Below are 13052 nucleotides of genomic sequence, written 5' to 3'. Positions count from 1 at the left end.
TTTCGTCATGGCGCAAAAGAATATGGTCGTGGCGACCACTTTTGCCTCGAACGTGGCGCGTCTGAAAACCCTGGCCGAGGCGGGCGTTGCTGCGGGCCGCAAGGTTTGCTTGCTGGGCCGCGCCATGCGCCGCATGGTCAGCGTCGCGCAGGAAACCGGTGTTTTGGGGGCATTCCCGCCCGTCATCGGCCCGGAAGAGGCGGCGGATCTGCCGCGTGACAAGGTCATGCTGATCGTCACCGGCTCGCAAGGCGAACGCCGCGCGGCTTCGGCGCAGCTCTCGCGTGGGCGCTATCTTGGCCTGAACCTGAAGGATGGTGACAGCTTCCTGTTCAGCTCTCGCACCATTCCCGGCAACGAGCGTGGCGTGATCCGCATCATGAACTCATTCTCGGAAATGGGGGTCGATGTCTATGATGCCGATGATGGCACCTATCACGTGTCCGGCCATGCCAACCGTCCCGACATCGAGGCCGTGCACGAGCTGCTGAAGCCGCAGATGGTCATTCCGATGCATGGCGAGCATATGCATTTGCGCGAACACGCAACGATTGCCGCCAACAAGGGGATTGCCTCGATTGTGGCCACTAACGGCACCATGGTCGATGTGACGGGAAATCGTCCGGTGGTCGCGGAACGTATCGAAACCAGCCGAATTTATCTAGATGGCTCGGTGCTGATCGGGGCGATGGACGGCGTTGTACGTGACCGTATCCGTATGGCGCTGAACGGGCATGCGATCGTCTCGATCATCGTGGATGAGGATGACCATCTGATTCCGGATGCTTTGGTGGAAACCATGGGCCTGCCCGAGCGTGGCCGGGCAGGGGTCAGCCTGGCCGAGCAGATCGAATCCGAGCTGTCGGAATTCCTGGATCGCGCTGACGATGCCACCGCGCGCAGCGATAAACGCCTGGAAGAGGCGATCCGGAAGATCACCCGTCAGGTCTCGATGGAAGAGATCGGCAAGAAGCCGGAAGTCACGGTCGTCATCAGCCGACTGGCTGCTGAATAAGCGGTGATGCGGGGTCGCTTGACCTTTTCGCGTCAGCCGGGCAAAGCCCGGATATGAGCGAATTCGATCCAGCCCCCCCGCGTCGCAACTTTTACGGACGCCGCCACGGCAAGACCCTCCGCCAGAGCCAAAAAGGCTATCTGGCCGAGGATCTTGGCGATCTGCGTCCGCAAGGTATCACCATCGAAGAAAATCCCGAACGTCTGATTGTGACGCCCGCCAGCATCTTTGGCGATGCGCGTCCGGTCTGGCTAGAGGTCGGCTTTGGTGGGGGCGAGCACATGGTCCATATGGCCGCGCGCTACCCCGAGGTTGGCGTGATCGGCTGCGAGCCCTTCATCAACGGCGTCGCCATGCTTTTGGGCAAGATCCGCGCAGCGGCTGTCGAAAACGTCAGCGTTCATGCGGGCGATGCGCGTGATTTGATGGATGTGCTTCCACCGGCCTCGATCGACAAGGCCTTTTTGAACTATCCAGATCCCTGGCCCAAGGCGCGTCACCACCGCCGTCGCTTTGTCACCCCCGAGCATCTGATCCCGCTTGCGCGCGTGCTGAAGCCGGGTGCCGAATTCCGCGTGGCTACGGATATTCCCGATTACGTCCGCCAGACCCTCGAAGAGGTTCCGCCCGCCGGTTTCACCCTGATCAGCGAGGGCGGCGTGGCTTGGGACGACTGGATTTCGACCCGCTATGAACAGAAGGCCCTGCGTGAGGGCCGTGTGCCCCATTATGTCACCTTCCGTCGCAACGATGTCTGATCTGCGTATCATCTGAAAGGCTGCCCCATGTCTCATTCCGCTGAACCCAAGCCCATGAAAGCCCATCGCTCGGGGGCATTGACCGGCGAGGCCGCTGTTCCAGGCGACAAGTCGATCAGCCATCGTGCGCTGATTCTGGGCGCTTTGGCGGTTGGTGAGACCACCATCACCGGCCTTCTGGAGGGCGAGGATGTGCTGGACACCGCCAAGGCCATGCAAGCCTTTGGTGCGACGGTGACGCGCACGGGCGAGGGGGCATGGTCGGTGCAGGGTGTGGGCGTTGGCGGCTTTGCCGAGCCCGAATCCGTGATCGATTGCGGAAACTCGGGCACCGGCGTGCGTCTGATCATGGGGGCCATGGCCACGACACCGATCACCACGACCTTTACGGGCGATGCCAGCCTGTCGCGGCGTCCGATGGCGCGTGTGACCGATCCTTTGGCATTGTTTGGCTGCCAGATTTCGTCGCGCGAAGGCGGCCGTTTGCCTGTCACCATCCAAGGCGCGGCCGAGCCGGTACCGGTCCGTTACAAAACCCCGGTGGCCAGCGCGCAGATCAAATCCGCGATCCTTTTTGCCGGGCTGAATGCCCCCGGCGACACGGTCGTGATCGAGGCCGAGGCCACCCGCGATCATACCGAGCGTATGTTCAAGGGCTTTGGTGCACAGATCCAGACCGAAGTAACCCCCGAAGGACATGTCATCACGCTGACAGGGCGCCCGGAATTGCGCGCTCAAAGCGTGGCGGTCCCTCGCGATCCGTCAAGCGCGGCCTTTCCGGTCGCCGCAGCGCTGATCGTTCCGGGTTCTGAAATCCGCGTGCCGGGTGTCAGCCGCAACCCGACGCGCGATGGTCTATACGTCACCTTGCTAGAGATGGGCGCGGATATCACCTTTGAAAACACCCGCGAAGAGGGGGGTGAGCCCGTCGCGGATCTGGTGGTGCGCTATAGCCCGCTGAAAGGTGTCAGCGTTCCTGCCGAGCGCGCGGCCAGCATGATCGATGAATTCCCGATCCTGTCGGTCATTGCCTGCTTTGCACAAGGCCCGACCGTGATGAATGGCGTGGCCGAATTGCGCGTCAAGGAAAGCGACCGCATTGATGCCATGGCCGTCGGGCTGCGCGCCAACGGTGCGCAGGTCGAGGAAACCCGCGACAGCATGACGGTGATCGGCACCGGCAGCCTGCAAGGCGGCGCCGAGGCCGTGACCCATCTGGATCACCGCATCGCCATGTCGTTCCTGATCGCAGGTCTGGCATCGGATCAGCCGATCAGTGTCGATGACGGCAGCCCGATCATGACCTCTTTCCCGGACTTCCTGCCGCTGATGCAGCGACTGGGTGCCCATATCGCGTAAGGGCATTTGCTTGCGCGCAGGCTGACAGATGATCAAACGGGCGCCCAAGGGCGCCCGTTTTCACATTCATGCCTCTTTGGCGTAGCCGATGCTTTGCAGGGCAAGGCGGATCTCATCAAGAATGGCAGGATCATCGATGGTCGCGGGCGGCGCGAAGGTCTGGTTGTCGGCGATCTTGGCCATGCTGGCGCGCAAGATCTTACCGGAACGGGTTTTGGGCAGCCGATCGACCACCACTGCCGATTTAAAGGCAGCCACCGGGCCAATACGGTCGCGCACCAGTGCCACGACCTCTTTGACCACCTGATCATGAGGCGTGCTGACACCTTTTTTCAGGCAAAGGAAACCAACAGGCATCTGGCCCTTCAACTGATCGGCCGCACCGATGACCGCACATTCCGCAACATCGGGATGCGAGGCCAGAACCTCTTCCATCGCGCCCGTCGACAGGCGATGGCCCGCGACATTGATCACGTCATCGGTGCGCGCCATGATGTAGACATAGCCCTCGTCATCAAGATATCCCGCATCGCCTGTCTCGTAATAGCCGGGGAATTTCTCGAGATAGCTTTTGCGAAACCGCGCCTCGGCCTGCCATAGCCCGGGAAGAGTTCCGGGCGGCAGGGGCAGTTTGATCGCAATCGCACCCAATTCACCCGCAGGCAGGGGGCGCCCCTCATCATCAAGCACCTGCACATCATAGCCCGGCATCGGCAAGGTCGGGCTGCCCGGCTTGACCGGCAACAGTTCGATCCCAAAGGGGTTTGCGGCAATGGGCCAACCGGATTCGGTCTGCCACCAATGATCAATCACCGGAACGTTCAGGTGCTTTTGCAGCCAAGCAATGGTTTCCGGATCAGCCCGTTCCCCCGCCAGAAACACCGCCTGAAGGTTCGACAGGTTATAGTCCTTGATCATCAACCCGTCAGGATCTTCGCGTCGGATCGCCCGAATGGCGGTGGGGGCGGTGAAAAAGCTTTTGACCTTATGGTTCTGGATCACCTGCCAGAACATGCCCGCATCCGGGGTGCCGACAGGCTTGCCCTCGTAGATGACCGAGGTCGCACCGACGAATAGGGGGCCATAGCAGATATAGCTGTGCCCCACGACCCAGCCGACGTCGGATGCCGTCCAAAACCGATCGCCCGGACCGATGTTATAGATGTTTTTCATCGTCCAATTCAGCGCAACCAGCTGCCCGCCGGTATGGCGGATCACGCCCTTGGGCTGGCCAGTCGTTCCCGATGTATAAAGAATATAGGCGGGGTGATTGCCCTCGACGGGCACGCATTCTGCGGGCTCGACGCCAAAGCGGAAGCTGTGCCAGGCGTAATCGCGACCTGGGATCAGCTCGCAGATTTCCTGTTCGCGCTGATAGATCACGCAGAAATCGGGCTTGTGGCTGGACAGCTCGATCGCTTTATCAAGCAGCGGTTTGTAATGGACAATGCGGCCCGGCTCGATCCCGCAGGAGGCGGCGATAATGGCCTTGGGCTTGCAATCTTCGATGCGCACGGCCAGCTCATTGGCCGCAAAGCCGCCAAAGACCACGGAATGAACGGCACCGATGCGTGCACAGGCCAGCATCGCCTCGACCGCTTGGGCAATCATCGGCATATAGATGATGACGCGATCGCCTTTTTTAACGCCTTTGTCACGCAGCCCGCCCGCAATTCCCGCAACATGATCACGCAATTCGCGATAGGTCACGCCCTTGACCGTATGCGTGACCGGCGAGGAATGGATCAGCGCCAGCTGATCGCCGCGGCCCGCCTCGACATGGCGGTCCACCGCATTCCAGCAGGTGTTTACCAGCCCATCCGAAAACCATTCGTAAATCGGGGCTTTGTCGTCAAACAGGGCTTTGGAAGGGGGGCGAAACCAGTCAATCTGCCGGGCGGCTTCCATCCAGAATGCCTCGGGATCGTTTTTCCAGCCGTCGTAAATGTCTTTGTATGCCATGGTATCCCCCTCAGGCTCCGCAGCTTTATTACGCTAAGGAGTCGGATATCGCAATTATGATGCGCATCGCGATTGCGATAACAGGGGATTGTCGCACAAATGCGGAAATTCCGCATTTGTGCTAAAGGTTTAGACCCGCAACGCGCCTTAGCTGTAATGGGTCAGCGGCGTGCCGGCGATTGCGCTCATGTTCAACAGGCCGCGGGTTGTGATCGAGGGGGTCACGATATGGGCGCGGTTGCCCATCCCCATCAGAATCGGGCCAACCTCAAGTCCGTTTGCCTTCAGCTTCAAGGCGTTACGAACACCAGAGGCCGAATCCGTTCCCGAGAACACCAGAATGTTTGCCGCCCCTTCGATACGCGAATGCGGCAAAAGACGCTCGCGGATGGACGGGTCCAGCGCCGAGTCGACATGCATCTCGCCGTCGAACACGAAATCGACATTGCGTGCCTCAAGAATGGCCAAAGCGGCGCGCATCTTACGACCCGAATCGGTGTCGAGATTGCCGAACTGCGAGTGGCTGCACAAAGCGACCTTGGGCGTGACGCCAAAGCGGCGCACATGGCGCGCAGCACCGATTACGGTATCGGCGATCTGTTCGGGCGTCGGCGCGTGGTTGACCTGAGTGTCGGCCACAAACAGCGGACCATCTTCCAAGATCAGCAGCGACAAGGCACCGACAGGGCGCAGCCCGTCACGAGCAAGGATCTGATTGACATAGTTCAGATGCCAAGAGAATTGCCCGAATGTACCGCAGATCAGGCTGTCGGCCTCGCCACGATGCACCATGACCGAACCGATGGCGGTGGTATTGGTGCGCATGATTGCGCGCGCAATATCGGGCGTGACGCCCTGGCGTGCCATCAGCTCGTGATAGGTGCCCCAATAGTCGCGATAGCGGGGATCGTTTTCGGGGTTCACGATCTCGAAATCGACATTCGGTCGGATCGGAAGACCCGCACGTTCGGCGCGCATCTCGATGACCTCGGGGCGACCGATTAGGATCGGAACATCCGTCGTTTCCTCAAGCATGGCATTGGCGGCACGCAAGACACGCTCGTCCTCGCCTTCGGCAAAGACGATGCGGCGCTTGGCGGTTGCTGCGGCCTCAAAGACCGGGCGCATGATCATGGCCGAGCGGAAGACCGACCCGTCAAGCCCGCGCTTATAGGCGGCAATATCCGCCAGCGGGCGGGTGGCGACGCCGGTTTCCATGGCCGCTTTGGCCACAGCCGTTGCAACCGTACCGATCAGGCGCGGATCAAAGGGTTTGGGGATCAGGTAATCCGCGCCAAAGGTCAGTCGCTCGCCCTGATAGGCGGCGGCAGCCTCGGCCGAGGTGGTGGCGCGGGCAAGGGCGGCAATGGCCTTGATGCAGGCAATCTGCATTTCGTCATTGATGACCGTCGCGCCAACATCCAGCGCCCCCCGGAAGATGAAGGGGAAGCACAGGACGTTATTGACCTGGTTGGGGAAATCCGAGCGCCCGGTCGCGATCAAAGCATCGGGGGCGACGCTGCGCACATCCTCGGGCAGGATTTCCGGGGTCGGGTTTGCAAGGGCGAACACGATCGGGCGCTTGGCCATTTTGCTGACCATCTCGGGCGTCAGAACGCCAGGACCGGACAGGCCAAGGAAAAGATCCGCGCCATCGATCACGTCATTCAACTGACGCAGCTCGCTGTCTTGCGCATATTCCGCCTTTTGCGGCGTCATCTGGCTGGTGCGGCCTTTATAGACCAGACCATCAATATCACACAGCCAGACATTCTCGCGCTTGACGCCCAGTTTCAGCAGCATGTTCAGGCAGGCAATGCCCGCTGCGCCACCGCCGGTCGAGACGACTTTGATATCCTCGAACTTCTTGCCCACGACATGCAGCGCGTTGGTGGCGGCGGCGCCCACAACGATGGCGGTGCCGTGCTGGTCATCGTGAAAGACCGGGATATTCATCCGCTCGCGGCACAGCTTTTCCACGATGAAGCAATCAGGTGCCTTGATGTCTTCAAGGTTGATCGCACCAAAGGTTGGCTCTAGCGCGCAAACGATATCGGCCAGCTTTTCGGGATCGGTTTCATTCAGCTCGATATCGAAACAGTCGATATTGGCGAATTTCTTGAAGAGGACGGCCTTGCCTTCCATCACCGGCTTGGATGCCAGCGCACCGATGTTGCCCAGACCCAGAACCGCGGTGCCGTTCGAGACGACAGCGACCAGATTGCCGCGCGACGTATAACGTGCGGCATTTGCCGGATCTTCCTTGATCTCAAGGCAGGCCTCGGCGACGCCAGGGGAATAGGCGCGGCTTAGGTCGCGACCATTGGCAAGCGGCTTGGTCGCACGTATCTCAAGTTTACCGGGGCGAGGGAATTCGTGATAGTCCAATGCCGCCTGTTTTGCGTTATCCTGCCTACGCTCTTTCATCTGGTCCTCCTGCAGATGGTTCAGCGTTAAACTATTTTTTCGACGGGGAACAGGGGGCGTTGTGTGACTTGCAACACAAGACCGTGCCAAGCAAGATCGGCAGAGAAAGCGAGGGGGCCATGACCGATATGTCGAACCAGGATAGGCAGGCGCGTGATGGCACATTGCAGCCAGCAGATACAGACCTGCTAAAGGCCGCGCGGCAGGTGCGCGAGCGCGCCTATGCGCCCTATTCCAACTTCAAGGTCGGGGCGGCGATACGCGGCGCCTCGGGTCAGATTTATCAAGGCTGTAACGTGGAAAACGTCGCCTATCCCGAGGGGACCTGCGCCGAGGCCGGGGCAATCGCCGCCATGATCGCGGCGGGCGAAACCCAGTTGACCGCGGTCTGTGTGATTGCCGATAGCCCAGCCCCCACGCCGCCCTGTGGGGGGTGTCGCCAAAAGCTTGCCGAATTTGGCGCGCCGGCCACTCCGGTTCTTTTGGCCAGCGTTGCAGGGGCGCTTGATCAGACCAGCATCGGCGAATTGCTGCCGGGCCGCTTTGGCCGCGATCATATGACCATCCCCCTATGAGCGATCCCCGGACGGTTATCGCGGCGTTGCGACAAGGGCAGGGGCTTAGCCCGCAAGGCGCGCAGCTGATCGCGCGCGGTCTGGTCGATGGCACTGTCACCGATGCTCAGGCGGCGGCCTTTGCCATGGCGGTTCTCTTGCGTGGCGCAGGGGCGCAGGGGCGAGCGGCGCTGACCCAGGCCATGCGGGATTCGGGTGACGTTCTGGCATGGGATCTGCCCGGCCCCGTTCTGGACAAGCATTCGACAGGCGGGATCGGCGACAGCGTCAGCTTGATCCTTGCCCCGGTTCTGGCGGCATGTGGAGCTTATGTGCCCATGATCTCGGGGCGCGGTCTGGGGCATACAGGCGGCACCTTGGACAAGTTAGAGGCCATTCCCGGCTTTCGCGTCCAACTCAGCGATGCCGAGTTTCGCAAGACCGTTGCCGAATGCGGCGCGGCAATCATCGCTGCCAATGCGCGGCTGGCGCCTGCGGATGCGCGTCTTTATGCCATTCGCGATGAAAGCGGGTCGGTATCCAGTCTTGATCTGATCACGGCCTCGATCCTGTCGAAAAAGCTGGCTGCAGGGCTTGAGGGGCTGGTACTTGATGTCAAATGCGGCTCGGGGGCGTTTTGCCGTGATCTGGGGGCTGCGCGCGAATTGGCCCATGCGCTGGTCAGCACTGCCAATGCGGCGGGTTGCCCGACGATGGCCTGCATCACCGATATGGATCAACCCTTGGCCACGGCTGCGGGGAATGCGCTAGAGATCAACGCGGTGATTGAGGCATTCCACACCGGCACGGGTCGGCTTGTCACACTTGCGCTGAGCCTGGCCGAGGAATGCCTGACGCTTGCGGGTATGGATCGCGCCCGTGCCAGGTCGGTTTTCGGTTCGGGTGCCGCGGCCCAGCATTTCGCACGAATGATTGCCGCGCAGGGGGGGCCGCCCGATTTAATCGATAATCCGCAACGCTATTTTGCCAAGGCAAGCGTCAGCCTGCCGGTTTTCGCGCAGAATTGCGGCGAGGGGCGCCACTATGTCACTGCGATTGACGCAACCGCAATTGGCGAGGCGGTGGTGGCACTTGGCGGGGGGCGGCAACGCGCAACGGATCAGATTAATCCAAGTGTTGGCTTCGACGGGCTTTTGGCGCTTGGCGATGAGGTGACGCCCCAGCGACCTTTGGGCTTTGTTCACGCCAGCAGCGTGACCGCAGCCGAGAGCGCGGCTGCGCGGCTGCGTGCAGCCTATCATCTGGGCCCGCTCGCCCCGGATTTGCCCAAGCTTATTCGCGAAAGGATCACCCAAGATGTCTAAGCCACGCGGTTTTTTGGTGGTGATGGACAGTCTGGGCATCGGCGGCGCGCCCGATGCCGATCAGTTTTTCAATGGTGCCTGCCCTGATACGGGCGCCAATACCTTGGCCCATATTGCCGCGGCCCACCCTTTGCATCTGCCCCATCTGGACCGGTTGGGATTGGGGGCGGCGCTCAAGCTGGCCTCGGGCATGGATGGGCCGGGTTTGGGCGCCATTCCCGAAGGGATATGGGGGGCGGCGACCGAAGTCTCGGGGGGCAAGGACACCCCCTCGGGTCATTGGGAGCTGGCGGGCGTGCCCGTGCCGTGGCGCTGGCATTATTTTCCCAACACAACGCCCAGCTTTCCCCCCGCATTAAGCCGCCAGATTGCTGATCTTGCGGGGGTTGAGGGCATATTGGGGGATTGCCATGCCTCGGGCACCGAGATCATAGCACGCCTTGGTGCCCAACATCTGCAAAATGGCTGGCCGATCTGCTATACTTCGGGCGATAGCGTCTTGCAGATTGCCGCACATGAAGATCACTTTGGCCTAAAGCGCCTGCTTGCCCTTTGCGTCGAGGTGGCAAAGATCGTGCATCCGATGCGGGTTGGCCGTGTGATCGCGCGACCTTTCATCGGAACGGTGGGCGACTTTACCCGCACCGCCAATCGCCATGATTACGCTATTCCTGCGCCCGCAGATACGCTGTTGGACCGCGCCTTTGGCCAAGGCCGCACCACCCATGCGATTGGCAAGATCGGCGACATTTTCTCGCATCGCGGCATCAGCCAATTGCATCTTGGCAAAAGCGATCTTGATCTGGCCCAGCACCTTTTGCAGCTGGCTGAAACCGCCGAGTCCGGCAGTCTGACTTTTGCCAATTTCGTGGAATTCGACAGCATTTACGGCCATCGCCGCGATATTTCCGGCTATGCCCGCGCGCTGGAATGGTTCGATCAGATCGTGGGGCAGATGCTGGCGCGCCTTCGCCCGGGCGATCTGGTGATCTTTACTGCCGATCATGGCAACGATCCCAGCTGGACGGGCACGGACCACACCCGAGAGCGCGTGCCCGTGCTGGGCTGGGGGCGGGGGCTTTTGCCGATCGGGCAAGTGGCCTATGCCGATGTCGCGGCATCCTTTGCCGATCATCTGGGGCTGGCCCCGGTTGGCCCCGGACGTTCATTTCTGAAGGCATTATGAAAAAGACAGAACTTCACTTGCATCTGGAAGGGGCGGCTCCGCCGGCTTTTGTGCGCGCGCTGGCCAAGGAAAAGCGTATCGATCTGCCACGGTTGTTCGATGACAAAGGCAATTATGCCTATCGCGACTTTTTCGAATTTTTGCGCCTTTATGAAAGCGTGACCTCGCTTTTGACATCGCCGCGCGATTATGCGCGCCTGCTTGGCGAGGTGCTAAGTGAACGCGCCGAAGATGGCGTGATCTATTGCGAAATCTTCATCGCACCCGATTTTTGCGGCGGGGGCGATCTCTATGCCTGGCAGGACCATGTAGCGGCCATGACCGAGGTGGCACATAGCTTTCGCGCACAAGGGATCGAATGCCGCGCTATTGCCACTGCCGTGCGCCATTTTGGCCAAGACCAAAGCAAACGCGCTGCGCGCTGCGCTGCCGAAACCTCGGGCGGGTGGTGCACGGGCTTTGGCATGGGCGGGGCCGAGACGGTCGGAAGCGCCGAGGATCACGCCTGGGCCTTTGATTGCGCCCGCGAGGCTGGGTTGGGCCTGACATGCCACGCAGGCGAATGGGCAGGGCCCCAATCCATCCGCGAGGCCTTGCGCCTAGGCGTCACTCGACTTGGCCATGGCGTGCGCGCGGTCGAAGATCCTGCCTTGATGCGCGATCTGGCGGACCGCGCCATCACGCTTGAATGCTGCCCCGGCTCGAACCTTGCGCTGGGGATTTATCCGGATTGGCATGCTCATCCAATTGCGCGATTGGCGGATGCGGGGGTGCGGGTCACGATCTCGACCGACGACCCGCCTTTTTTCAAAACGACGCTGCGGCAGGAATATGAAAGGCTCGCAGAAGCATTCTCTTGGCACGATGAGGACTTTCGCCGCATGAATCTCTGGGCTATCGAGGCGGCTTTCTGCGATACTGACACGAAGACCCGCCTGCAAAAGGAATTGTCATGACCGAGCACCTCACCGTCGTGAACCACCCGCTGGTTCAGCACAAACTGACCATCATGCGCGACAAGGGAACCTCGACTGCGGGGTTTCGCAGGCTGTTGCGCGAAATCAGCTTGCTTTTGGCCTATGAGGTCACGCGCGAGCTGGACCTGACCACCACCCATATTGAAACGCCGCTTTGCTCGATGGAAGCGCCGACCCTTGAGGGGAAAAAGCTGGCGCTGATCTCGATCTTGCGGGCCGGAAACGGTCTGATGGACGGGATTCTCGAGCTGATCCCGGCTGCGCGCGTGGGCTTTATCGGGCTTTACCGTGACCCGGAAACGCTGCAACCGGTTCAATATTATTCGAAAGTGCCCAACGAGCTGGATGCGCGCATGACCATCGTGGTCGATCCGATGCTGGCAACCGGCAACTCTTCGGTCGCGGCGATCGATATTCTGAAACAGGCGGGCGCGCGCAACCTGCGCTTCCTGTGCCTTCTGGCGACGCCTGAAGGGGTCAAGCGCATGAAAGAGGCCCATCCCGATGTACCGATCGTCACCGCCTCGCTGGACGAGCGTCTGGACGAGCATGGCTATATCGTGCCGGGTCTGGGCGATGCGGGCGATCGGATGTTTGGCACCAAGTAAGCGCCGTTAACTCCAAGTTCAGGTCTTTGCCCTATTCCGAAAGGGACGGGGCAAAGATAGGGCACGGGGTTGGACAAAGCGATTATCACTCTGGCGGCATTGCTTTGGGGCGGTGCTGCCACCGCTCAGGCCTTTGCGCTGGCCGAGCAGCCGCTTGCCGACTTTACTGCGCATCAGTATATCGACAGCACGGGCTGCGTCTTTACGCGCAAGGACCAAGACTGGACGGCGCGGGTTGCCCGCGATGGCACTCAGCTATGCGGCTATCCGCCCAGTCTGACTGCGCGCAGATATCTTTCGGATCAAAATGCGGCCTCGGAAACGGATGCCGCACCTGCGCAGACCCGTGCGCAACAAATCGAACACGCGCTGACGGATGCGATTGTCACGCAACTGCGGCCGGGCGAATTGGTCAGTGACACGCGGCCGCAAACCCAATTGCCCGACCTTGGCCCCGAGCCGGCCGATGCTGGCCCGGCGCTGCAGCTGCGTGCGGAAACCGCGGCAGAGCCCTTGATCCGGCAGGAAATGGGCCGGGGGCTGCGTCCCAATCAAGATCTGTGCCACCTTTTGGGCTATAATGGGAAAGCTGAAACGGGTGAATCCGGGGGCGGGGATCGTGCCCAAGGTTTGGGACAGGACCCAACTCAGGGGTTTTGTGATCAGTTGCCGCGCAGTGACTTGGCGCGGCTCGCATTTACCCGGCCTGTACCCGCGATCGATCCATCGACCTCCGGGCAGGATCAGGACGAGGAGGGATCTACGCCTTCAGCATCCGACCCAGATGCGCAAACCGATAAGCCAGAGCAGGCCCGTTTGGGTGATCCTTTGGCCCATCCGACGGCCAAGCCCAAGCGCACCTCCCCGCCGATTGGCACCGG

General features: G+C 61.0%; 11 protein-coding genes. 9 read left to right on the top strand and 2 right to left on the bottom strand.

Translation table 11 applies throughout. The features are described from left to right. From RTS12_RS17140 to aroA, 3 genes are all read left to right on the top strand, one after another. On the top strand, positions 1–1015 hold a 1015-nt coding region (locus RTS12_RS17140), incomplete at its 5' end, for a ribonuclease J (RefSeq protein WP_312530676.1). Between the two features lie 53 nt (positions 1016–1068). After that, positions 1069–1773: a tRNA (guanine(46)-N(7))-methyltransferase TrmB gene (locus RTS12_RS17135; RefSeq protein WP_312530675.1), complete on the top strand. Its 705-nt coding sequence runs from the start codon at positions 1069–1071 to the stop codon at positions 1771–1773. A 27-nt stretch (positions 1774–1800) separates the two neighbouring features. Continuing rightward, positions 1801–3132 (top strand): 3-phosphoshikimate 1-carboxyvinyltransferase, encoded by a 1332-nt coding sequence (gene aroA, locus RTS12_RS17130; protein ID WP_312530673.1) that lies wholly within the window; start codon positions 1801–1803, stop codon positions 3130–3132. Positions 3133–3198: 66 nt separating this feature from the next. Here aroA and RTS12_RS17125 read toward each other — a convergent pair whose 3' ends face one another. Then, positions 3199–5094 (bottom strand): propionyl-CoA synthetase, encoded by a 1896-nt coding sequence (locus tag RTS12_RS17125; RefSeq protein ID WP_312530672.1) that lies wholly within the window; start codon positions 5092–5094, stop codon positions 3199–3201. Between the two features lie 147 nt (positions 5095–5241). Further along, complete coding sequence (locus RTS12_RS17120) at positions 5242–7521, bottom strand: NADP-dependent malic enzyme (protein WP_312530670.1); 2280 nt, start codon at positions 7519–7521, stop codon at positions 5242–5244. 128 nt (positions 7522–7649) lie between these two features. Between RTS12_RS17120 and RTS12_RS17115 the strand changes: the two genes are divergently transcribed. From RTS12_RS17115 to RTS12_RS17090, 6 genes are all read left to right on the top strand, one after another. Further along, positions 7650–8096, top strand: a complete 447-nt coding sequence (locus RTS12_RS17115; RefSeq protein ID WP_409455705.1) for a cytidine deaminase — start codon at positions 7650–7652, stop codon at positions 8094–8096. After that, entirely contained in the window at positions 8093–9400 is a 1308-nt protein-coding gene (locus tag RTS12_RS17110; RefSeq protein ID WP_312530666.1) for a thymidine phosphorylase, read from the top strand. The genes RTS12_RS17115 and RTS12_RS17110 overlap by 4 nt, the downstream gene beginning before the upstream one ends. Then, the gene (locus RTS12_RS17105) at positions 9393–10586 is read left to right on the top strand and encodes a phosphopentomutase (protein ID WP_312530664.1); all 1194 of its coding nucleotides are present in this window, start codon (positions 9393–9395) and stop codon (positions 10584–10586) included. Before RTS12_RS17110 ends, RTS12_RS17105 begins: the two co-directional genes overlap by 8 nt. After that, complete coding sequence (locus tag RTS12_RS17100; RefSeq protein ID WP_312530662.1) at positions 10583–11542, top strand: adenosine deaminase; 960 nt, start codon at positions 10583–10585, stop codon at positions 11540–11542. Before RTS12_RS17105 ends, RTS12_RS17100 begins: the two co-directional genes overlap by 4 nt. Beyond that, positions 11539–12171, top strand: coding sequence for a uracil phosphoribosyltransferase (upp, locus tag RTS12_RS17095; protein WP_312530660.1), 633 nt, complete (start codon positions 11539–11541; stop codon positions 12169–12171). Before RTS12_RS17100 ends, upp begins: the two co-directional genes overlap by 4 nt. Before the next feature lie 69 nt (positions 12172–12240). Next, the coding region (locus RTS12_RS17090) for an SPOR domain-containing protein (RefSeq protein ID WP_312530658.1) at positions 12241–13052 on the top strand (812 nt) is incomplete at its 3' end.

The sequence above is a fragment of the Paracoccus sp. (in: a-proteobacteria) genome (genome assembly GCF_032007265.1).
In the GTDB taxonomy this organism is placed as follows: domain Bacteria; phylum Pseudomonadota; class Alphaproteobacteria; order Rhodobacterales; family Rhodobacteraceae; genus Paracoccus.
Note: the sequence above shows the minus strand (reverse complement) of the source record. Positions and strands in the feature narration are given on the sequence as shown.